Raw genomic sequence first — 23551 nt, 5'->3', positions numbered from 1 at the left:
GACTGCTCCTTCGGTTGTCAGCTGGTGGTCGTCGACCGCTGCGCACGAACCGCAGCACCCGAACCCATTCCAATGACGCTAACGCAACGATTGCGTGCACGCAATGGTCGACTAGGGTGGGGGCATGGCCCACTCCGACCAGTTCCCGCCACACGTCCTTCGTGAATACGCGTTGCTCGCCGACGGGGAACGCGGCGCACTGATCGGCCCCGGCGGGGACATCGCGTGGATGTGCGCCCCCCAGTGGCACGACGACGCTGTCTTCTCCGGACTGCTGGGCGGGCGGGGCGGCTTCGCCGTGACCCCGACGGATCCGCGCTACGTGTGGGGTGGCAAGTACGAGGACGGGACCCTGATCTGGGTGAGCCGGTGGATCACCAGCACCGGGATCGTGGAGTGCCGTGAGGCTTTGGCCTATCCCGGCGACAAACATCGATCCGTCCTGCTGCGGAGGGTGCAGGCGGTGATGGGGGAAGCCGAGATCCGGGTGGTGTTGAACGTGAGGGCCGGCTTCGGACGGCATGCCATGGGCCACCTGCGCCAGCGCGGCGAGGTCTGGCTGGCGCGAAGCGGACCACTGAGGGTCCGGTTGGGTGGTGCCGCCGAGGCGGTCGTGCGAGACGGCGAAGTCGTGCTCGATCTGCGGCTGCGTGAGGGGGAACAGCACGACCTCGTCCTCGAGATCTCGGACGAGGCGCTCCCGGACGAGCCCGTCGATCCCGACCAGGCGTGGAGCGCCACCGAGTACAACTGGCACCGCGAGGTGCCCCAGTTCGACAACACGATCGCACCGGACGACTGCCGCCAGTCGTACGCCGTGTTGCGGGGCATGACCGGGGGCGGTGGCGCGATGGTCGCGGCCGCCACCATGGGACTGCCCGAGCGGGCGCAGGAGAAGCGCAACTACGACTACCGCTACGCCTGGATCCGCGACCAGTGCTTCGTCGGGGTCGCTGTCGCGGCCTGCGAGGAGTTCGCCCTGCTCGACGACGCGGTCGGTTTCGTCTCGTCCCGGCTGCTGGACGACGGCGCCCAGATGCGCCCCGCCTACACCGTGCAGGGCGGCCCGGTGCCCGATGAGTACGACACGGGACTACCGGGCTATCCGGGTGGGTCGGGCAGGGCAGGGAACTGGGTGAACCAGCAGTTCCAGCTCGATGCCTTCGGCGAAGCCCTCTTGTTGTTCGCCGCGGCCGCCGAGAACGACCGCCTCGATCTGGAGCAGTGGAAGGCCGCGGAGATCGCAGCGGACGCCATCGCCCAGCGGTACCAGCAGGCCGACGCGGGCATGTGGGAGTTGCAGGACGCCCACTGGACGCACTCCCGCCTGATCTGCGCCGCGGGGCTGCGCTCGATCGGCCGTCACGCCCCCGGCCCGCAGGGCGCCCTGTGGAGTTCGCAGGCTGACCAACTCGTCGCCGACGTCACCCGCGACTGTCTTCATCCTTCGGGACGCTGGCAGCGGTCGCCCGATGACCCCCGGGTCGACTCCTCCCTGCTGCGGCCGATGCTGCGCGGGGCGCTGGCCCCGCAGGACCCACGCTCGATCGCGACGCTGCGGGCGATCCAGGAAGACCTGGCCCGGGAGGAGTACCTGTACCGGTTTCGGCAGGACGAGGGTCCACTGGCGCAATCGGAGGGTGCGTTCCTGTTGTGCGGGTTCGACATGGCGATGGCCCTCCACCAGGGCAACCGTCCCCTGGAGGCGGCCCGCTGGTTCGAACGCAACCGCGCTGCCTGCGGCTCACCGGGTCTGTTCACGGAGGAGTACGACGTCGAGCAGCGGCAGTTGCGGGGAAACCTGCCCCAGGCCTTCGTCCACGCCGCGCTGCTGGAGTCGGCTCGTCGCCTCGCGAGCGAGCCACCACCTTGGGGCGGCCTGCGGAGCTGAGGGACGACGGGTCCAGCCACCCGGACGCAGGAGAGCGGGCGACGGGAATCGAACCCGCGTGTCCAGCTTGGGAAGCTGGCGCTCTACCATTGAGCTACGCCCGCGAACCGGCCTCACAGCCGGACGATGGTCGAGTCTAGCGGCTCTTGTCCGCGGCTCCCACTCGGGCTCACCGGTGTCGACGAACCTCGTCCGCCACCTTCTGGAAGACCCCTTCGTCCAGCCTGATTCCCGCGGTCCGGCAGGCCGCCGGATCGACCCTGATGATCCGGTCGACCCTGGCTTCGCTCTGCCGTCCACGCTTGTCCCACGTGCCGGTGCCTATGTCGATCCAGTGGCGCCCTGCCCTGGCCTCCTGCTCGACGTCCCGGTCGTGGTCCTTGCTCGTCAGGGGAAGCGCCAAGAGCCAGTCACCGTCTCGCCCGATCAGCAGGACCGGACGATCCTTCCCCGCACGGTGGTCCTCCTCGTAGGGCACCCACGTCCACACCACCTCGCCGGGGTCGGGCAGGTCACCGGGGTTGGGGGCATAGGTGATCGACAGGTCACCTTGGTAGTCGCCGGGATAGGCGCTGGTGTCCGCTGCGTCCTCGTGGGGACGTGCGCCTGGGGGTCGAGCGCCTCGCGCCTTGGAGGTTGTCCTCGTTGTCGGCCGGCGGCGGGTGGTCGTCCGCTTCGATCCCGTCTGCTTGCGCAACTGGTCGCGCAGGGTGCTGCGCGCAGCGCGAGCGAGAGCGTCGGCAATGATGCGGCCCCAGGAGTTCGCCATGGCGGCGACTCTAGCGGCCGCGCACCGACCGGGAGGGGCTCAGAGGTAGCGCGGCTCGGGCCCGTAGTGCACGTTGCTGAGGTCGCGGGGGTGGCGCTCCTCGGGAGTGCGGAACGCCTGCCAATGGCCGAAGTAGCGACTGACCGGCGGGAGCCACAGCACGGCGGCGCCGATGGCCGACAGCGGGATGGCCGCGTAGGACCAGTCGTTCAACAGGATGGAGAGCAGCGTCAACGCCACGGCCGCGATGGCGGCGATCCTGCTCCAGCGGTATCCGTTCCAGGCATTGAAGCCGGCGATCGCGGGAGCGGCGACCATGGTGGCCCCTGCCGCAGCAGCCGCCACGGCCAACAGGACCGCCGTGAGTGACCAGGAGTCTGGCTTCGCCCACTCGACCATCCGGATCGAGGTGGGGAAGGTGTGGAGGTGGATCATGTCCCACCACACCTTCACCAAGGCCACCGCCGACACAATCGAGGACGCATAGAGGAAGCCGATGCCGACCAGCATCACGGGGTCACGCCGGGGTTGCCCCGTGGCCTCCGAGACGGGGATGCCGGGTTGGATCTCGTCCAACGGGGGCAGGGTCAGGATCGGTTTGGGGGCCGGGGCCGGATGGGGCTCCTCGGGTTGGCTGCGCCGCGGACGAATCTGGGTGGCATCCAGGTCCTCAGGTTCGTCCCACGCGGGCACGGACCGCGCGCCCATCTCGGGGTTCTCGCCCACGATGCCCTCCTGACCTGCCCTGAACTGACCGAACCACCGTTCGGCTCCCGACCAGCCTAGCGGCCGCGCGGGCGAGACCCCGAGGCCATCGATGTGCAGCGACGCCGTCCCCGGACGGGCGCTGCCGCGAGTGCCGGCATGGCGAAGCCCGGGTCTCGAGCACGTGCAACGAGACCCGGGCTTCCCGCGGGTGGGCCCATCAGTGGGTCAGTTGGTGACTGCCTCGCCGAGGTGCTTGCCGCGGCTCTCCTTCAACGTGAGGATCGTGGCCGCGGAGATCAGCAACGCCACGATGGCGTAGCCGGCGAAGTGCCACCGGCTGTAACCCGACAACCAGGTGTTGATGTAGGGCGCGGTGCCTCCGAAGGCTGCAATGGCGATCGAGTAGGGGAGCCCGAAACCGGTGGCCCGCACGTGGGTCGGGAACATCTCGGCGTACGCCGCGGGGGCGATCGCCAGGAAGGCGCCGAGCAGGATCAGCATCACGCAGATGGCGACCAGCAACTGCCAGAACTGTCCACGGACGAGCATGAGCATCGGCACGTAGGCAATGGCTGCCCCCACCATCGCGATCAGCATGGCGGGCTTTCGTCCGTACCGGTCGGAGAACATGCCCCAGAAAGGCAGCACCGCGATGAACACGATGTTGCCGATCAGGGAAGCCTCGAAGGCCTGTTCGGCGGAGTAGCCCAACGACTTCTGCGCGACGGCGGCGATCGACACACTCCAGATGTAGTACGTGATGGTCAGACCGACGGTCATGCCGATCACCTGGAGCGCCGGCTTCCAATGGGCGGCCAGGTCTCGCCAGACCGAGACCTTCGTCGCCGCCGCGTCCGACTTGCCTGACTCGAACACCTCCGACTCGTCCATGCGGGAGCGGATGAACAGGGCGAACAGGCCCAGCACGGCACCGACCACGAAGGGGATGCGCCAGCCGAAGTCACCCATCTGTTCCTTGGTGAGCACCGCCTGCAGCAACAGGCCCAGACCCAGACCGACCAGCAGTCCCAGCGTTCCCGTCATGTAGATCGCCGAGGCCCACAGGCCACGTCTGGCTGCCGGAGCCTGCTCCGAGAGGTAGGTCTGCGCGCTGGGCAACTCACCGCCGTGGGCGAGTCCCTGGATCAGCCGGGCGACGAGCAACAGGGCCGACGACCACGCGCCCCAACTGGCGTAGCTCGGTGTCAAACCGATCAGCAGCGAGCCGAGGGAGGCGAAGATGACGGCCAGCGCCAGCGAGTGCTTGCGCCCGATCTTGTCGGCGATCCAGCCGAACACCAGCCCTCCGAACGGACGAGCCACGAACCCGACCGCGAACACGGCGAGCGTCTTCAGGAAGGCCGACTGGGGGTTGTCCGTCGAGAACAGGGCGGCTGCGAGGTACACCGAGAAGGTCGCGTAGACATTCCAGTCGTACCACTCCAGGGCATTGCCGACACCCGTGCCGAACAGTGTCTTGAGGGCACTCTGGCGGGGTCGGACGGTGCCGGGGGTGGGCAGGGTGGACGTGCTCATGGGGAGTCTCCTGGGGGCAGGGGGCAGGGGGTTTGGGGTCGCGGAGCGGTCAGCCGTTGAGCTTGGCGAACGTCCGTACGGCCAGTTCGGCCAGCAGCGCCGCCCCGTCGGCGATGACGCCGTCGTCGAAGGTGGCCTGCGGGGCGTGGTTGTAGGTGGCGGTCGCGGGGTCGACGTCCGCCGGCACGGCCGACAGGGCCACGTAGCAGCCCGGCACCTCGAGCAGGACGCGGCTGAAGTCCTCCGACCCGGTCAACGGGTTGGCCCATTCGGTGAAGCGGTCGTCGCCGAACACGTCGCGAACCGTCTGCGCGGTGAAGGCTGCGTAGTCGGGGTCATTGAGGGTGACGGGGTACGACTCGGTGTAGGTGGCGTCGACCTCGAGACCGTGGGCCGAGGCGATCCCCTCGGCAAGGCGCACCAGCGTCGTCCCGAGCTTCTTGGTGTTCTCCTGCGAGTAGCAGCGAACGGTGGTCTCGAACATGCCCTCGGCAGGGATCACGTTCTCGGCGGTGCCGGCGGCGAGCTTGCCGACCGTGACCACCACCGGGTCGAAGGGGCTGTACTCGCGGGTGACCATGGCGTGGGTGGCCGTGACCAACTCCGCCAGCGCCGGTACCGGGTCCTTGGCCATCCACGGGGCCGACCCGTGGCCGCCTTTGCCCTTCATCGTCACCTTGAACTTGTTGGTCGCCGCCATGATGGCGCCGGGACGAGTGGCGAAGGTGCCGTACGGCTCCAGGGCTGAGAAGACGTGGATGGCGAAGGCGGCGTCGGCCTTCTTGCCCGCGGCGGTGAGGATGCCCTCGTCGATCATGGACTGGGCACCGTCCATGCCTTCCTCGCCGGGCTGGAACATGAACACCACGTCACCGGTCAGGTCGTCCTTCACGTGGCACAACGTGCGGACAGCACCGATCAGCAGGCTCATGTGCAGGTCGTGACCGCAGGCGTGCATCGCGCCGTTGGTGCTGGCGAAGTCGAGGCCGGTCTGCTCGGTGACGGGCAGCGCGTCCATGTCGCCGCGCAGCAGAACGACGGGCCGGTCGGCCACCCGCTCGGGCGCCTTGCCGCCGCGCAGCACCGCGGTGATGGAACTCACCTGCTCGCCGGTGCTGATCTCGAGGGGGAGACCCTCGAGTTCGCGCAGCAACACTGCTTGGGTGGCGGGAACCTGCAGTCCGATCTCGGGGATCTGGTGCAACTCGCGGCGAAGCCGCACGAGGTCGTCCTGAAGCGATGAGGCGTGGTCACGAAGGTTTGACAAGGGGCTTCCTTTGGTCGAGGGGTCCAGGATTCCTGTCGACCGTAGACCCGTTGCGGGCCCTGGGGCAGCCAATGACGCGGAAGTGGAAACCCCCATGACGTGGAACGGAGGACGAATCCCCGAGGGGTTCGTCCTCCGTCTCGCGGCCAGTCTGCGTGGCACACTGCCGTGGGCTGGGGCCAGGTCAGGCCTTCATGGTGCCGTCTTGCAGGAACTTGACGTGCCAGCTCAGGGCGGTCGCCAGGTCGTGCGGGGTGTGCAGCCCGTTGGCCTTCTTCTCGGCCTGCGCGACGTAGTCGAGCAGTTGCTCCTTGTAGTCGGGGTGGGCCACCTTCTCGATGATCACCTTCGCGCGCTTGCGCGGGGCCAGTCCACGCAGGTCGGCCAGACCCTGCTCGGTGATGATCACGTCGGTGTCGTGCTCGGTGTGGTCGACGTGGTTGACCATGGGCACGATGCACGAGATGGCCCCGCCCTTGGCCGTCGAGGGGGTCACGAAGGCGGAGATGTAGCCGTTGCGGGTGAAGTCACCCGAGCCGCCGATGCCGTTCTGCATGCGCGAACCCATGACGTGGGTCGAGTTCACGTTGCCGTAGATGTCGGCCTCGATCATGCCGTTGCAGGCGATGACACCTTGTCGCCGAATCAACTCGGGGTGGTTCGACACGTCCTGGGGACGAAGGATGATCAGGTCGCGGTACTTCTTCGCGTTGTCGTTCACCTTCGCCGCGGCTTCGGGCGACAGCGAGAAGGCGGTGGCCGAGGCGACGGTCAGCTTGCCCGAGTCGAGCAGGTCGACCATGCCGTCCTGGATCACCTCGGTGTACGAGGTGAGGTTCTCGAACGGACCTTCGAGCAGACCGGCCAGCACCGCGTTGGCAATGTTGCCCACCCCCGACTGCAGGGGCAGCAGGTTCTCGGGGAGTCGTCCGGCCTTGACCTCGACGTCGAAGAAGTCCAGCAGGTTGCTGGCGATCGCCTTCGAGTCCTCGTCGAGCGGCTTGAAGGGGCTGTTGCGGTCGGGACCGTGGGTGACGACGACGGCGGCCACCTTGTCGGGATCGACGTGAAGCGTCTTGCCACCGATGCGGTCAGAGGGCTTCGTCAGGGGAATCGGGACCCGATTCGGGGGCAGCGCGGCGATGTCGTAGTAGATGTCGTGCATGCCGAAGAGGTCTTCGGACTGCCACTCGTTGACCTCGAGGATGACCTTCTCGGCGGCATCGAGGTAGGTGCGGTTGAGGCCCACCGAGGAGGAGGGGATGAGCTCACCGTCGGCGGTGATGCCGCTGATCTCGATGACGGCCACGTGCAGCTTGCCGAAGAAGCCCTGCGAGACGTAGGTGGCGGCGTGGGAGAGGTGGATGTCGGAGTAGTAGGCCGACCCGGCGTTGATCTTCGAGCGCATGGAGGGGTCGGACTGGTACGGCATGCGCCAGTCGACGGCGTCGGCCTCGGCCAGGGCACCGTCGAGCTCGGGGGCGGTCGAGGCGCCGGTCCAGACGCCGATCTTGAACTCCTCGCCCTTGCTGTGCGCGGCCTTGGCCCGCTCAGCGATGGCCATCGGCACATCCTTGGGGTAGCCCGAACCGGTGAAGCCCGAGAAACCGACACTCATGCCGTGGTGGACGATCGCGGCAGCCTCGTCGGCGGTCATCACCTTTTGGCGAAAACCCTCGTTGGCGATGCGGTTGGACATCTTTCCTCCTCGAAAGTTCTGCGGGTCGTGACCCATCTGGGGTCACGCTACCGGAGGGGCTTTCGCGATCGGGCCGCGGGTCGAGAGATCGCTGGCGCCCGACGATCGATGACCACCGACGCCGGCGGGGCCGCGTCGGGAGTGGCGGGGTGGGCCCGGTGCTCGACCTGCAGCCTGTGCACCTGGAACGGCCTTAGCGTCCCGAATGGGCCGCGATGGCTCGTTCAGCTGCACTGCCTGCAGTGGAGGGCCATCCCGCCCGGGGCTGGTCACTGGGTCGGGGTGACCGTCAATCGGGTGACGAGACGGTGGGTGGCTCCGGGGGCGAGGGGGAGCGCATGCTCGCGGCACAGGGCCGATTCGATGCAGACGAATTCGCGCCAGTGGTCATTGGTGACCCCCAGCCCGGGGTCGACCGCGGGCCGGGAGTTCCACACCACGACCTGGGGTGACCCCTCGCGCTCCACGGTGATGCTGCGACCCCATCCAGGGTCGCCCAGCCTGACCACGCCGGTCGTGTCGATCACGGCATCGGTGCGCGGATGGATGCTCACCGGGCCTGGTGGGATGACATCGCGGCGGTCGCGGGCCGCATCCCAGTACGGCGCACCGGCGAGCCCGTCGATGCTGACGCGGGTCACGTCCGAGACGGCCAGGTAGGTGTGGTGGGCAGCCTCGACCCGCTGCTCGTCTGGGCTGTTGTTGGTGAACTCGAGCACCAGTTCGAGCGAATCGGGGGTCATCGTGACCGTGTGGAACGCCTCCAACTGGTCATGGATCAGCCAGTGCCTCACCCGCAGCGTTGCGCCGTCGTCGGACCAGTCCTCGTCGAGCCGTTCCCAGACCTGCCTGCGCGCGAGCCCGTGCGCCGGTGTGCCGCCGGTGCCGAACCAGGGGAAACAGATCGGCACCCCGCCGCGCAGGTAGGCGCCGTCCTGGTCGTCGAGGGCTGACTCCCACAAGGATTCCGGTGCGTGCCACAGCACCGGGTGATCCGACGCCGCCGGCTGCCACGCCATCACGTGGGATCCGTGGTCGGCCACCCACCACCTGCCGTCGTCGGCCCCGACACCCTCGAGTGCGGTCAGTTCTGCTCCCATGCCCCCACAGTAGTGAGGGCATGCCGGGGGCGCCCCCGGGTTCAGTCCTGATGCACCATCGGGTCGACGACCAGCGCCATTACCGCGTCGAGTCGGGGGAACGAGATGGACGCGTCGGCCCGCTCGGCGGTGAGGGGTTTGGCGCAGTAGGCGATACCCAGGCCGGCGGCGTCGAGCAGGTCGAGGTCATTGGCGCCGTCGCCGACGGCCACCGTCAGGTCGAGCGGAATGTCACGTTCGGACGCCCAGGCGCGCAGCTGGTCGGCCTTGAAGGCGCGGTCGACCACCGGGCCGCGGGTGCGTCCGGTGAGTCGTCCATCCACGACCTCGAGCACATTGGCCGCCGAGAGGTCGATGGCGAGGTCGTCCACCAGCGGGTCGACCAAGGCCGTGAAACCCCCACTGACCACGCCGAACAGTGCTCCCAGGGCGTGCACCTGCTGCACCAGTTCACGCGCGCCCTCACTCAGCCGGACGCTGCCGAACACCTCGTCCAGCACCGTGGACGGCAATCCCTCGAGCGTGGCCACCCGCTCGGTCAGGCTCGCCGTGAAGTCCAGTTCGCCGCGCATCGCCCGCTCGGTGATCGCAGCCACCTTCCCGCCCATGCCGGCGGCCTCGGCCAGCAGGTCGATCGCCTCGGTGGTGGTCAGGGTCGAGTCGACGTCGGTGACCACGAGCCGCGGGGGCCGGGTCGCCAGACGCCCGGTCACCACCGCGTGGTCGCAGCCGTGCTCGCCTGCGAGCGCGCGAAGGCGCGCGGCCGTCGTCCGCACCTTCTCGTCGGACGAGGGCGCCAGCGCAGCGACGCACCAGCCCCAGTCGCCGCGTCGGATCTCGATCTCGAAGTCCTGGTCGGTGATGGTGGCGTCGTCGAACAGGTCGAGCAGGTCGTCGCCGACCGAATCATCGAGGGTTCCGGGGCCGAACAGGACGTGTCGCACGGGCTGGGTCACGCTCCCAGCCTAGGCATGCGCCGGACGGTGCTGGGACTGCTGGACGCCCCGGTGGTGGGGGCGGGCACCCGAATCACCGAGAAGTGGCGGTCCTGCGCCAACCGCTCGGCACCCGGGTGTCGCTGGCGCAGCAGCGGAAGCCACGGCAGGTGGGTGTTGTGGACGAGCCAGAAGGCCCCTCCGGGCGCGAGGTGCGATGGGGCCTCGTCCAGTAGTTCTCGGGCGAAGGCGGAGTCCTTGGCCACACCCTGGTGGAACGGCGGGTTGCTGACGATCAGGTCGAACGGTTCACTCTCGCGCAGCACCTCGATGCCGTCGGCCCAGAGCACCCGTGGCTGCGGGTGCCCCGGCGCCACGTTGGCCCGGAGGGTCTCGCCCGTGGCCGCGGCGCCCGCCCACGACAGGTCGACGGCGGTGACCTCGCACGAGGGCAGTGCGCGCATCAGCACCGCGGCGATGGTGCCGTTGCCCGACCCGACGTCGAGCACCCGCAGCGGCCGCGACCGGTCGGCTGCGTCGACCAGGATCTCGTCGAGTTGGGCGAGCAGCAGGCGGGTACCGGCGTCGAGCCTCGTCGTGCCGAACGTGCCTCCGTGGGCGACGATGGTGAGGCCGTCCCGGAGCGCCCGACGGGGCCATCGCGCCTCCGCGGGAACCCGCGGCTGGGAATGGGGCAACGAGGCGTGCAGCACGCGGTGCTTGTTGCGACCGCGTGAGGCGTGCACCTCGCCGAACCATCGTCCGAGCACGTCGTTGAGCCGGTGGACGAGGTCTTTCTCGCGGCCCACCGCGGCGATCTGCTGGACCCCGCTGTCCCAGGCCCAACCCACGTACTCGTCCCACTGGTCGAGCGAGGTGGGCAGGCGCAGCAGGGCGACCGAGGCGTCCGCGGGCATCCCGGGCTCGACGCGCGCGACCCCCGCCGGCAGACAGGCGTGCAGGTCGCCGCGGTCACAGAAGGCCGACACCTGATGGTCGGGGCTGAGCTGATCGGCGAGCAGTGGTTCATCGACGACCAGCACCCTGGACTGTGGGGGGAGCTCGACCTCGTCGAGGAGCAAGCGGGTGCCATGGTCGAGGGCGGGGGGGTCAGCGGGTGGGCGTGCGGGGTCGAGGGCCATGCGGCCGAACGTACCGGTCGCTCTCGAGGGCGTCCGCCCGGACGGACCCGCGACCGGCTGCGGGCCCCGGGAATCGTGACTGATCAGAGACCCACGTGGCACTGTGGCACGACACAATGGTTCCGCCCGTGGCCCGGGAGGAGCCGCAAGCCTGGAGGAGACCGTATGCCGCAGCGTCACGCAGCCTGGCGAGCCACGTACACCCCGGGTCGCTGGGTGGTCCTGGCGGGTCCGAGCGCCCTGGTGATCCTGCAGCCCGCCCCGGCGCGCGTGTCGAACCTGCTCAACAGCATCTGGGACTCGGTGGTCGACGCATCGTCCATCGACGACCTCGTCACCCGCATGGCCAGCTTCGGTATCGAACGGATGGGACATTTCGCGGCCTTCAGCTGGGACGAGAACGGCATGCACTCGCTGTGCCGGGGCAAGATCTCGGTGATCGACCCCCGCACCGGTGACCTGCTCAACACGGGCGAGGGGATGGTCACCTGGCGTGAGGTCGGCATCTCGGTCGACCTCGTGCGTGTCGACATGGAGCAGGTCGACCAGGAGTCCGAACTCCAGCTGCCGCTCATGGTCGGGGCCGTGACTGCGTCGGCGATCGTCCTGGACGCAACCGGCACCGTGCGGGCGAGGTTCCCGTCGGTGGTGTCCCCCGAGCAGCAGCCGGTTCCCGAGGCAGAACCCGAGCCAGAACCTCAGCCCGAACCCGAGCGCGCACCCGAGCCAGAATCTGCACCTGAGCCAGAACCCCAGCCCGAGCCAGAACCAGAACCGCGCCCCGATCCGCCGACACCCTTCGGCCAGCAGGCCCAGCCGCGTCCGTTCGGTGCCCCAGCGCCCTTCCCCACGCCACCGACTGCACCGCTGCCCGCCGTTGTTCCTGCACCAGCACCCGCAACGGCAGCCCCTGTGCCGGAGCCGACCGTGGCGCTGGACGTGGCAAGCCTGGGCGAGGCAACCGGGCCGACCGAACCAACCAGGCCGACGGAACCAACCGCGCCGGTGGAAGCAGCGCCAGCACCAGTGGGGGCAGGCTGGGCCCCGCGGATCGGGCGCGCGGATGAGGACTCCCAGGACGGCGACACCATCTTCGTCACCGGCATCGCTGCGACCCACAAACCAGGCGCCGGGGCCCGCGCTGACGAGGGCTTGGTGCTGGCCTCCGTGTGCGCGGCCGGTCACCCCAACCCGCCCGGCAGCCAGCACTGCCGTCTCTGCCCTGCCCCCGTGGCCCCCCAGAGCCAGCGCCTGGTGAGTCGTCCCAGTCTCGCGACGTTGGTCTCGTCCGCCGGTGACCGCCTCGACGTGGTCGGGGCCGTCGTGATCGGACGAGCACCGTCCACGGCCGGGCACGAGGCTGGTGCGACCACCCTGAGGGTCCCGTCCCCCTCGAGCGACATCAGCCGCAACCACCTGCTGGTCGCGCCTCGTGAGTGGAACCTGGTGGCCACCGACCTTCACTCCACCAACGGCACCATCGTCCGGCACGGTCACGACGCCCCGATTCGTCTGAACCCGGGGGAGGGTGTGACGATCGGGGTGGGAGATCTGCTCGACCTGGGTGACGGAGTGATCATCCGAGTCGAACCCCCGACCTGAACCGATGTCGACCGCAGCGAGACGCCATGGCCGCCCATGACCGCACCCTGATCGACTCCCGGCTGCTCCGCCGAGCGGCCCGGGGGTTCCGTCGTGTGTGGGGTGCGCTGCTGGTCCTGGTGCTCGCCCTGGGGATCAGCATCGCTGCGTGGCTCCTGCCGGGGCTGAAGATCCGCGACCTGCATCTCAACGAGGGTTCGATCTTCGCGGTCAACACCTCCCAGTCGTTGGTGGGCAACCTCAACCTGCAGTCGGACGACCTGACCAACGCCGCACCCGTGGGGGCGGCCAACTACCAGGTGATGCAGGACGAGACTACGGTCATCGTCCGCTCGACCAGCCCGAACCAGCTGTCGGCCTACGACCCGGCGCGCAACCAGATCGGCAGCCCCGTGACGCTGCCGCCGAACTCCGTGGTCGCCTACGGTGCGCGCGTGCTGGCCGTTGCCAACCCCGACAACGGCAGGGTCTGGTACGGCAGCGTCGACGAGATGTTGCAGACCGACTTCCAGCAGGCCAAGGCCCAACTCGAGGTGGGCGACCAGGGCACGGCCACGGTCACCGCCACCGGGCACGTGATCGGGCTGTCGGTGGCCTCCTCCCGGTTGGTGCGCCCCGACCGGACCACGGTGCAGCTGCCGTGGACCCTCGACCCGGCCGCCGACGTGCAGCTCAGCGCCGTGGGCGAGAAGGCGGTCGTGCTCGACCGCACCAGCCAGCAGATCTGGGTCGAGGGCACCGACCGCCCGCGTGCCGTCGACGCCGGTTCGACGGCCCAGTTGCCGCGCCCCACCGACGACCTCTCCGGGTTCGACGGTGCCGAAGCGGTCTACGCCACCCGCGCGGGTCTGATCGCCCTCACCAGGAACGGTGCGCGCTCGCTCTCGGGGCTGGTCAACCAAGCCCCGATCGTGCCGGTGGTCGTGGGCTCGTGCGTGCACGGGGTGTTCGGGTCGCAGTACGTCCGTCGATGCATGGGTGACCCCCGACCCACGGTGCGGACGATCCCCGAACTGCCCTCGGGAGCAGACCTGAGCCTGCTCGACAACCGCGGGGCCACGGTGCTCAACGACTCGGCCACGGGCTACATCTGGCTGGTCGACAAGGACCTGAAGCTGATCAAGGACTGGACGAGGGTTGCGCCACCCGACAAGCGCTCCGACCAGGACTCCGACCAACTCGAGCAGATCGTCAACCTCGACCGCAGCAAGCCCAACCAGCCGCCGATCGCACGCAATGACCTCGGCCTGACTGCCCGGGTCGGCCGCTCGACGGTGCTGCCCCTGCTCGACAACGACTCCGACCCAGACGGCGACATCCTCACCATCCTCGGACCACCCAAGGTGTCCGGGGCCTCACTGGAGCTGATCCAGGGCGGTACCGGCATCCAGGTCACGTTGCCTGCCGGGGCCACCCAGCCGGTCGAGTTCAACTACACGATCTCGGATGGACGAGGCAAGACCGCCACCGCCCGGGCGCAGGTGAAGCCCATCCCGGCCGACCAGAGCGTCTCGAACCAACTGCCCCAGCACTTCCGGCCCACGGTGAAGTTGCGGGTCAACTCCGGCCAGAGCGCCACCAAGCGGGTGCTGCTGGACTGGCGTGACCCCGATGGGGACGACATGATCCTGCTGGGCGCCAAGGTCGAGGGTCTCGACGACGAGGTGACGTTCACCTCCGACGGCACCGTCACGTTCCAGGACGCGGGCAAGACCACCGGTCTGAAGAAGATCGAGCTGACGGTGTCCGACGGCAATCCTGCGGGCAGGACCACGGTCTCGGAACTCCTGGTCGAGGTGATCAAGGACAAGATCGTCCCGCCCATCGCCAACGGCGACCAGGTGGCCACCCGGGTGGGCAACGAGATCACCGTCGACCCGCTGGCCAATGACGTGGGCAACAACCTCACGCTGCGCGAGCCGACCCTGGAGGGCTCGTCCAAGAACGCCACCCTGACGCCCAACCACCAGGACAACACGTTCAGGTTCAAGGCCTCGGTCGAGGGCACCTACTACGTGCAGTACAAGGCCAGCAACGGACCCTTCGACACCGGCCTGGTACGGATCGACGTGGCGGGCGCGACCAGTCAGAACTCGCGCCCGGTCGCCGCCCGTGATGTCGTCCTGCTGCCTCCGGGAGGTTCGGCGCTCGTCGACCCCCTGCTGAACGACTCGGACGCCGACGGCGACGTGTTGGTGCTGCAGACGGTCTCGTCCGATCCCGACCTGAAGATCGTGATGGAGCAGCGCCGCTACCTGACCGTCACTGCGGAGCGCACCCCCGACAAGCCCGTCACCCTCACCTACCGGGTCTCGGACGGAACCTTCACCGCCGACGGCACCATCGTGGTGATCCCCACCAAGCTGGTGGGCAGCCAGAAACCGCAGGCCGAACGCGACCGGGTCAAGGCCAGGGCAGGCTCGATCGTCACCATCAACCCGCTCGACAACGACTCGTCCCCGATCGGGCTGCCGTTGAGCGTCGACAAGATCGTCGAGGGTCCACGCGGACGCGCCTGGGTCGACGGCGACAAGATCCGTGTGTCGGTTCCCCCCACCTCGACCGGCGTGGGGCTGACCTACCAGATCAAGGACTCCGACGGCCAGACGGCTTCGTCGACGATCGAGATCGCCGTGGTCTCGACCGACGCCCAGAACGAGGCACCCCAACCCGTGTCGGTCGAGGCCAGGGTGCTGGCCGGCACGTCGAATCGCATCCTGATCCCGCTGGACGGCATCGACAACAACGGTGACCCGGTGCGCCTGCTCGGGCTCGATGCGGGGCCCCGGCTGGGCCGGGTGACCGCCGTGGGTGACCACTACCTCACCTATCAGGCCTTCCCGAACTCGCAGGGCACCGACGCGTTCCGCTACAGCGTGGTCGACTCCTACGGGGCGGTCGGGGTCGGCGAGGTGCGAGTGGGGGTCGCTCCGTCGGTGGGCGCCAATGCCCAACCGGTCGGCACCGACGACTCCATCACCGTGCGCCCGGGGCGTCCCGTGCACCTGCTGCTGCTCGGCAACGACTACGACCCCGACGGCGACAACTTCGGGTTCGCGGCTCGCAACCCGATCGACCTGCGCATCCCCACGAAGGTCGTCAACCGCAACGCCATCACCTTCACCGCACCGAAGCAGGTGGGCCAGGTGCCCGGCAAGTACTACCTGCAGGATGCCCGCGGGGCCACGGGTTCGGGCACCATCACCGTCGACGTGCGCTCCGATGCCCGCAACCTGCAGCCGGTGGCCGTCGATGACCAGGTCGACGTGGCCGAGATCATCGACAAGGACTACATCGAGGCTGCCGTCCTCAAGAACGACTACGACCCCGACGGGTCGGCCAACCGCCTCACCGTGACGGTGCCGCCCCAGGAGGGTGTCGAGGCGACCGCGACGCCCGGCCGCCAGACGATCCGGGTCAAGGTGGCCGACAACGCCCAACAGGTTCGCTACACCATCACCGATGCCGAGGGGGCGGCCGCGACAGCCATCGTCAACGTCCCCGGACGAAACGACGTCGTCCCGCGGCTCAAGGACCCCAGCACCGCCCTGCAGGTGGTCGCCGGCCAGCGCACGACGCTCGACCTGAACGGTCTGGTCAAGGGGACCAACGGACGACGGGTGCGGCTCACCTCGGTCGACCGGGTCTACCGCACCAACGGCGAGGTCATCCCCTCGGTCGACACGATCGACTGGACACCGGCGATCGAGTACGCCGGTCCAGCCGCCATCGTGTTCGAGGTGATGGACGACGTGCCCGCCGGTGACAAGAGCGCCAAGCGTGCGGTCATCTCGATCCCGGTGACCGTCAAGCCGGCCCCGAACCTGTCGGAGACCGACCGCAAGAAGCAGCAGCGGCTGGAGCAGCCACCACAACTGCGGGGGGAACCGCCGGTGCTGGAGGTCGGCCAGGGCGAACCCGAGGAACGCATCGACTTGGCTGGGTTCTGGGTCGACCCCAACGGTCAGGACTTCCACTTCGAGAACTGGCGGGTCGCCTCCGGGTCGGGCATCAGCTGGCGAGCGGACGAGTCACGGTCGAGCATCTACGCCGCCGCTCCCGTGCAGACCAAACCGGGCACGTCGATGAAACTGCGTGGCACCGTCGTCGATGCCGCGGGCTCGACGGTCGGCGCTGAACTCACCATCCGCGTGATCGGGTCGACCCGTCCTCGGCCCACGGCCGCCAATGACGTGGTCGACGACGCGAACGCCGGGCAGGAGCGCGCCGTCTCGGTGCTCGCCAACGACAAGTCGAACCTGCTCAACAACACCAGCCTGAAGCTGGTCAGCACCGCGGTCGAGGCCGGGCAGGGCACGGCCCGGGTGAGCGGTGACCAGGTGCTCGTGAGACCCGCTGACGGATTCGTCGGCACCATGACGGTGCGCTACACCATCGTCGATGCCACGGATGACCCCTCGCGGCAGTCGGACGGCCGCATCAGGCTGACCGTGCGGGCGGCACCCGGGGAACCGGGCACGCCGCGTGGGGACTCGGTCGGTGACGGCAAGGTGGTGCTGGTCTGGACCGACGGTGCGGCGAACGGGCTACCCATCGACAAGCGAGTGGTCCACGGGTCCGCGCCCGGCGGTGCGGCGGTGGAACAGTCCTGCGGTGCCAACACCTGCACCGTCACCGGGCTCACCAACGGCCGCGACTACACCTTCACCGTCACCCAGTACAACCAGCTGGGTTCTGCCACCTCGCGGCCGTCGGCCACCCTTCGGCCGGACGTGAAGCCAGAGACGATGAGCCCGCCGCAGGTGCAGTTCGACGACCGGGCACTCAAGCTGAACTGGGCAACCGGGGTCACCCGGGGTTCGCCCATCGTCGAGTACCGCGTGACCATGCTGGGCACCACCCAGACCATGACCACCAAGGGCACCTCGCTGATCTGGCCCAACCTCGAGAACGGCAAGGACTACCAGTTCACGGTGGCCGCCTCGAACCGCCGCGCCGATGCCGGCCCCGCAGACCCCACGGGGTGGTCGGACGAATCCGAGGCCTCGACCCCCGAACACCCCACGGGTGCACCACCGGCTCCGACAGCGGTGGTCGCCCGCGACACCGGCTCGGCGACCGGCGGCGAGGTCGAGGTCAGCTGGCAGGCGCCCGAGGTGCCCTCACCGGCCAACCGCGACGCGGTGCAATACCTCGTCTACGCCAACGGCAAGCTGATCAGCGGGGCCGACCCGATCAACGGCACCAGCCTGTTGTTCCGCGAGGCCCAGAACGGCACCGGCTACACGTTCACGGTGCGCGGCAAGACCCGCTACCAGCAGCCCGGCCCCGAGAGTGCCCCGTCGGAGTCGGTCACCCCCTTCGGCAGGCCGGGACGACTCGTCGGCGCCAACATCGTGGGCCACGACCGCTACGTCACCGTGGTGTTGCCGAACTCCCTGCCCGAGAACGGCAAACCGATCGACCGGGTCTTCGGTGAACTGACCGACCTCGGGGGGCGCTATGACTCGGTTCCGTTCGATCTCAAGGTCGTCAACGGCCAGGTGCAGGGGTCCATCCGGACGCCCAAGAACGGCCCGCTGTACTACCTGGTCATCTCGGCGTCCGCCGGTGGCAAGGACTCCGTCGAGCCGGGAGGCACGAACTCGGTGCGCACCGTGGGCTCGCCCCTGTCACCGGCGGTGATCTCCCGTGGGGTGGTCCAGGGTGACCAGAACCTGCCGACGATCTCGGTCGAGGTCTCGGTGCCCTATGACTTCGCCGACAGTACGGGTCGCTACAGCAACGGCAACCTGGTCAACGACCTGACCGTCAGGGTCACCAGCGTCAACGGTCCGGGCACCCAGGCCGGCAACGAACTCAGGCGCTGGACGAAGACCTACGGCAATGACCCGGGCACGGTGACGGCGTCGATCGTGAACAGCGACGTGTCGACGACCAAGACCTTCCAGCCCCCCATCCACTATGTCGAGAAGGCCGACTCGCTCGACGTCAGCGTGGTCGGCTGGCTCGGCGGGGGAGCCACCTGCTCGGTGCGCGACGGCTACCTCGGCCTCGAACACATCAGCAACGACGGCACGGTGACCTACCAGCGTGCTCCCACCCCACCGGGCCAGACAGCGCCACCGACCGCCGGCCCCTTCAGCATCCGCTGCAGCGAGGACGGCTTCGGCACCGTGGTGGCCCAACTGAACGGCCCCTGACCACGTCCCCTCGTGACGGCACCCCACGACCCCTCCGACGACCCCCACCGAGCAGCAGAGCAAGGACACCCCCATGGCCATCACTCCCGACCAGGTCGCCTGGTTCTCCGAGACCTTCGGCAACGTCGTCCACAACGTCGAGCGCGTCATCATCGGCAAGACAGAGGCGATCAGGCTGGCCGTGACCTGCATGATCGCGGAGGGCCACCTGCTGCTCGAGGACTACCCGGGCACCGGCAAGACGACCTTGGCCCGGGCCCTGGCCCAGTCGGTCGAGGGCACGTCCAGCCGCATCCAGTTCACTCCCGACCTGCTGCCCTCCGATGTCACCGGCGTCACGATCTACGACCAGAAGTCGGGGGAGTTCGAGTTCCACCAGGGGCCCATCTTCGCCTCGGTGGTGCTGGCCGACGAGATCAACCGGGCCTCGCCCAAGACCCAGTCGGCGCTCCTCGAGGTGATGGAGGAGAGCAGGGTCACCGTCGACGGCAAGACCTACTCGGCGGGGAGCCCGTTCATGGTGATCGCCACCCAGAACCCCATCGAACAGGCTGGTACCTACCGGTTGCCCGAGGCCCAGCTCGACCGGTTCCTGATGAAGACAACCCTCGGCTACCCCGACCGCGAGGGCACCCTGCGCATCCTCGCCCAGGGAGGAACCCGGCCCAGGTCGGCGGCCCTGTCTGCGGTCATCACCTCGCAGGCGGTGGCGGAACTGAGCCAACTCGCGGCAGCGGTGCACATCGAGCCCTCGGTGCTCGACTACATCGCCCGTCTGGTCGAGGAGACCAGGCACACCGCCGACGTACGGCTGGGTGTCTCGATCCGCGGGGCGCTCGCGCTGGTGCGCACCTCCCGGGTGTGGGCCGCCTCGCAGGGTCGCCACTTCGTGGTGCCCGACGACGTCAAGATGCTGGCGGTGCCCTGCCTCAGCCACCGCATCATCCTCGACCCGGAGAGCGAGTTCAACGGGGTCACCGCCGCCGACGTGATGGCGCGCGTGATCGGTACCGTCCAGCCGCCCACCGAGCGCGCCTCGGCCTGAACCGCATGACCCAGACACAGGTGACCGCTGCACCCACCGTCACACCGACGGCCGGGGTGCTCGGCGCGCCCGAATTGCCAAGGGTCCCGGGGGAGTCCCCGGCGTCCGGGTGGCAGCTGCCCGACAGCGTCGAACCGCCCAGCCTGGCAGGGGTGCGCGGGGCCATCCTGCGGACGAGCGACCTGGTCGGTCTCACCCCCGCTGGCTGGACGGCGCTCGTGGTGGTGCTCGTGGCCGCGAGTCTTGGCCTGGTGCTGCACTGGCAGGAACTGGTCTTGGTGGCAGTGATGGTGCTCGCCCTGGTCGTGGTGGCGGTGGCCTTCACCATCGGACGCCCCCGGTTCGCGGTGCGCCTCGACCTCGAGTCGAGCCGGGTGCGGGTCGGCGAGACCGCCCACGGCGCTCTGGCCGTGCGCAACCAGGCGGTCCGAAGGAGCCTGCCGTCGCGGCTCGACCTGCCGGTGGGCGAACAGGTCGCCAGTTTCGGCGTCCCCACCCTGGCAGCCGGGGCCGAGCACGAGGAGCAGTTCGTCGTGTCCACCGACCGGCGCGGGGTGATCCTCCTGGGGCCGGTGCAATCAGTGCAGGGCGACCCTTTCGCCCTGGCCGGTCGAGCCACCCGCTGGACCCAGGTCGCCGAGTTGTTCGTGCACCCGCTGACCGTCGACCTGCCGGGACGCCACACCGGGTTCGTCCACGACCTCGAGGGCCACGCCTCGAACCAGTTGACCAATTCCGACATGAGTTTCCATGCCCTGAGGGAGTACGTGCCGGGTGACGACCGACGCCACATCCACTGGCGTTCGAGCGCGCGCACCGGCCAGCTGATGGTGCGCCAGTTCGAGGAGAGTCGCCAGTCGAGGGTGGCGGTCGCCCTCGACACCAGCCCGCAGTCCTACCTCACCGACGAGGAGTTCGAACTGGCCGTGAGTGCCGTCGGCTCGGTTGCCCTGCAGTGCGTGCGCGAGGACAACCCGTTCGCCGTGATGACCCAGACGGCAAGCCTGCCGGCCGTGGGGGCGTTGCGGGTGCTGGACGAACTGGCGCGGGTTGAGCAGTCCTCGCGAGGGGGCGTGCTTGCCCTGGTGCGAGCCGTGCAGAACCGGGAACCCGGGGCGTCCATCGTGGTGCTGGTGACCGGGTCGGGGCAGGGCCTCGAGAGCCTGCGGCGGGCCGTGCGCGCCTTCGACGTCGACACCCGCGTGATCGCCCTCGCAACCCAACCCGATGCCGAGTTGTCGGTGCGCACCGTCGCGAACACGACGGTGGTGCGGCTGGACGACCTGGCGAACCTGCCCCGCGCGATGCGGAGGGCGATGGCATGAGCGAATCCCAGAACCGGCCACGCCGGGCCATGGCCGACGCTGACCGACGTTCCCCGCGCCGGCTCTCGGCGAAGGCGCGCACCCGGGTCGATGCGAGGGTGCCGTTCGAGCGGATGCGTGGTTCGGCCCGGTGGTGGTGGCTGGGCGTCGACCTGGGCGTGCTGATGCTGCTCGCCGGATTGCAGGTGGTGGCCTGGCTGCCCACCTTCGGCTGGGGTTGGGTTGCCGTGACCGTGCTCGGCGGGTCGGCGATCGGACTGGTGATCGCCTGGTTGGGTTGGCGGTTCCGCTGGAACAGCGCGGGGGTACTTGCGGCAGGAATGGTCGCCTGGTTCGCGATCGGTGGGGTGCTGGCCATGCCCTCGTCCACCATCGCGGGCGTGGTGCCGACGATGCGCACGCTGGTCGGACTGGCCACCGGCCCGGTGACCGCCCCCAAGGCGGTGCTCACCCTGGAACCGCCCATCGGTGAGACCTGGAACCTGTTGACGTCGCCGCTGCTGGTGGCGTTGGTGTCTGCCGCCGCCGGACTGTCGATCAGCCTGCGCTCGCGTCGTCCGGCTCTGGCCTGGGTGCCCTCGATCGTCGCCCTGATGGTCAGTTGGGCCCTGGGCACGGCGGTCACGCACCTGCCCGCTGCGGTGGCCATCGCCACCGTGGTGATCGTGCTGGTGTGGACGAGCACCCGGCGTCGCATGATCCGCGAGACGCTGGTCGGCCAACGCCGTCGCTCGGCCTGGCTGACCCCCCTGATCGGCGCCCTGGTGCTCGCCTTCGCCGGTGGACTCACGTGGGTCGTTGCGACCCCGCTCACCCCGACCGCGGCCCGGGCGATCGCCCGCCGCCAGGTGGAGCCCCCACTCGAGATCAACCGCTATGCCTCCCCGCTGCAACAGTTCAGGGGTGAGATCACGATGGACGAGACGACGGCACTGCTCTCGGTCTCGGGCATGCCGCGTGGTGCGGCGATCCGTGTGGCGACCCTCGACACCTACGACGGCCTCACCTACAACGTCAGCAATGCCGACACCGGTGACCCCGACGGCGGAGTCTTCACCCGGGTGGGTGCCCGCATCGTCGATCAGACCCCTGGCACGAGGGTCGAGGCGACGGTCACGGTCCTCGGTTACGACAATCCGTGGGTGCCGACAGTCGGTCGGACGACGGCGGTGCGGTTCGAGGGCGCACGAGGCGTCGCCCTGACCGACTCCTTCCACTACAACCGGTCGTCGGGCACCGGGATCGCCACGGCTGGGCTGCGTCAGGGCGACACCTACACGGTGCTCGCGATCGTGCCCCAGCGCCCCAGCGACTCGCGCATCTCGCAGGCGGGGGCAGGGGACGCCGACCTTCCCGCTCCCCAGAACGTGCCCGACTCCGTCAAGGACCTGGCCCTGAGGTGGACGGCCGGTTCGGCGACCAAGGGTGAGGCGGCGCTGAAGCTGGAGAGGGCCCTGCAGCAGGGCTGGTTCAGCCACGGGCAGGACGACGAGGTGCGCTCGTTGTCGGGCCACAGCTATGACCGCCTGCAGGCATTGTTGGCCAACCCCCAGCAGATGGTCGGCGATGAGGAGCAGTTCGCGGTGGCCATGGCGTTGATGGCGAGGCAACTGGGGATCCCGGCGCGGGTCGTCTACGGCTTCCGGGCCCCCGAGAGCGGGTCGGGTGAGGTGCGCGGGCAAGACGTCAGGGCCTGGACCGAGGTGCAGTTGGAGGGACTGGGGTGGGTGATGTTCAACCCCACCCCCGACCACGACCGGGTCCTGAAGAAGGTCAGCGAGGAGACGCCCCCTCGACCCCGACCCCACGTCGACAACCCGCCACCGGTGCCCAGGAAGCCCAAGGCTCCCCCGGGTGACAACAACCTCGAGGTCGACGCCGCACCCCCGCCCGAGGCGCAGGCACCCATCGACTGGCGCCGGGTCGGAACCGTGGCCGCCGTCGTGGGACTGCCCGCCGTCACCGTCGTCGGTCCGCTCGTGCTCGTGCTGGGGCTGAAGACCCGGCGCCGGCTGCAACGGCGCCACCACCCGGTGGTCGCCAACCGGGTCGCCGGCGCCTGGTCGGAACTGGTAGACAAGGCACGAGACCTCGGACGAAGCCCAGCCCCGACCGCCACCCGGTCGGAACAGGCCGAAGCGATGGTCGTGCAGTTCCCGCGGATGATCGAACTGGCCGATCCGATCGCGCTGGCCAAGCGCGCCGACGGGGTCGTCTTCAGCGCCGACGACATCTCCGAGGACCACGCCGCGGGCTACTGGATGACCCTCGGCGAGGCAGAGAAGGGGGTGCGGCGCTCGGTGCCCTGGTGGCGTTGGGTGCGCTCCCGCCTCTCGACCCGATCGTTCAGGAGCTACCGATGAGCCCG

Annotated in this window: 14 protein-coding genes and 1 tRNA gene; 6 read left to right on the top strand and 9 right to left on the bottom strand. The window is 69.2% G+C overall.

Features of this window, described 5'->3' with window-relative positions; genetic code table 11:
* Positions 1 to 124 precede the first annotated feature (124 nt).
* Complete coding sequence (locus tag QQZ11_RS03230) at positions 125 to 1891, top strand: glycoside hydrolase family 15 protein (RefSeq protein ID WP_284548639.1); 1767 nt, start codon at positions 125 to 127, stop codon at positions 1889 to 1891.
* 33 nt (positions 1892 to 1924) lie between these two features.
* On the opposite strand, the gene QQZ11_RS03225 is transcribed toward QQZ11_RS03230, so the two are convergent.
* The 9 genes from QQZ11_RS03225 to QQZ11_RS03185 all read right to left on the bottom strand — a co-directional run bounded on the left by QQZ11_RS03225 (position 1925) and on the right by QQZ11_RS03185 (position 11047).
* Positions 1925 to 1995: transfer RNA gene (locus QQZ11_RS03225), tRNA-Gly, on the bottom strand.
* A 65-nt stretch (positions 1996 to 2060) separates the two neighbouring features.
* Complete coding sequence (locus tag QQZ11_RS03220; RefSeq protein ID WP_284548638.1) at positions 2061 to 2660, bottom strand: type II toxin-antitoxin system PemK/MazF family toxin; 600 nt, start codon at positions 2658 to 2660, stop codon at positions 2061 to 2063.
* Between the two features lie 39 nt (positions 2661 to 2699).
* Positions 2700 to 3386, bottom strand: a complete 687-nt coding sequence (locus QQZ11_RS03215) for a hypothetical protein (RefSeq protein ID WP_284548636.1) — start codon at positions 3384 to 3386, stop codon at positions 2700 to 2702.
* Positions 3387 to 3593: 207 nt separating this feature from the next.
* Positions 3594 to 4904: an MFS transporter gene (locus QQZ11_RS03210; protein ID WP_284548635.1), complete on the bottom strand. Its 1311-nt coding sequence runs from the start codon at positions 4902 to 4904 to the stop codon at positions 3594 to 3596.
* 49 nt (positions 4905 to 4953) lie between these two features.
* Positions 4954 to 6171: a M20 metallopeptidase family protein gene (locus QQZ11_RS03205; RefSeq protein WP_284548634.1), complete on the bottom strand. Its 1218-nt coding sequence runs from the start codon at positions 6169 to 6171 to the stop codon at positions 4954 to 4956.
* A 184-nt stretch (positions 6172 to 6355) separates the two neighbouring features.
* On the bottom strand, positions 6356 to 7870 hold the full coding sequence (locus QQZ11_RS03200) for an acetyl-CoA hydrolase/transferase family protein (RefSeq protein WP_022909321.1): 1515 nt from the start codon (positions 7868 to 7870) through the stop codon (positions 6356 to 6358).
* A gap of 269 nt (positions 7871 to 8139) precedes the next feature.
* Positions 8140 to 8970 carry an aldose epimerase family protein gene (locus QQZ11_RS03195; RefSeq protein ID WP_284548633.1) on the bottom strand — a complete coding sequence of 277 codons (831 nt, stop codon included), beginning with the start codon at positions 8968 to 8970 and terminating at the stop codon, positions 8140 to 8142.
* A 41-nt stretch (positions 8971 to 9011) separates the two neighbouring features.
* Entirely contained in the window at positions 9012 to 9926 is a 915-nt protein-coding gene (serB, locus tag QQZ11_RS03190; protein ID WP_284548631.1) for a phosphoserine phosphatase SerB, read from the bottom strand.
* Positions 9923 to 11047 carry a class I SAM-dependent methyltransferase gene (locus QQZ11_RS03185; protein ID WP_284548630.1) on the bottom strand — a complete coding sequence of 375 codons (1125 nt, stop codon included), beginning with the start codon at positions 11045 to 11047 and terminating at the stop codon, positions 9923 to 9925. The genes serB and QQZ11_RS03185 overlap by 4 nt, the downstream gene beginning before the upstream one ends.
* 165 nt (positions 11048 to 11212) lie before the next feature.
* Between QQZ11_RS03185 and QQZ11_RS03180 the strand changes: the two genes are divergently transcribed.
* From QQZ11_RS03180 to QQZ11_RS03160, 5 genes are all read left to right on the top strand, one after another.
* Positions 11213 to 12649, top strand: coding sequence for an FHA domain-containing protein (locus QQZ11_RS03180; RefSeq protein WP_284548629.1), 1437 nt, complete (start codon positions 11213 to 11215; stop codon positions 12647 to 12649).
* Positions 12650 to 12675: 26 nt separating this feature from the next.
* On the top strand, positions 12676 to 18813 hold the full coding sequence (locus tag QQZ11_RS03175; RefSeq protein WP_284548628.1) for an Ig-like domain-containing protein: 6138 nt from the start codon (positions 12676 to 12678) through the stop codon (positions 18811 to 18813).
* Positions 18814 to 18886: 73 nt separating this feature from the next.
* On the top strand, positions 18887 to 19858 hold the full coding sequence (locus QQZ11_RS03170) for an AAA family ATPase (protein WP_022909327.1): 972 nt from the start codon (positions 18887 to 18889) through the stop codon (positions 19856 to 19858).
* Between the two features lie 5 nt (positions 19859 to 19863).
* Positions 19864 to 21183 carry a DUF58 domain-containing protein gene (locus QQZ11_RS03165; RefSeq protein ID WP_284548627.1) on the top strand — a complete coding sequence of 440 codons (1320 nt, stop codon included), beginning with the start codon at positions 19864 to 19866 and terminating at the stop codon, positions 21181 to 21183.
* Positions 21180 to 23546 carry a transglutaminase family protein gene (locus QQZ11_RS03160; RefSeq protein WP_284548625.1) on the top strand — a complete coding sequence of 789 codons (2367 nt, stop codon included), beginning with the start codon at positions 21180 to 21182 and terminating at the stop codon, positions 23544 to 23546. The genes QQZ11_RS03165 and QQZ11_RS03160 overlap by 4 nt, the downstream gene beginning before the upstream one ends.
* The last annotated feature ends 5 nt before the right edge of the window (positions 23547 to 23551 follow it).

It is taken from the genome of Aestuariimicrobium sp. T2.26MG-19.2B, from assembly GCF_950101875.1.
GTDB lineage: Bacteria > Actinomycetota > Actinomycetes > Propionibacteriales > Propionibacteriaceae > Aestuariimicrobium > Aestuariimicrobium kwangyangense.
This window is presented reverse-complemented; position numbering and strand designations above follow the sequence as displayed.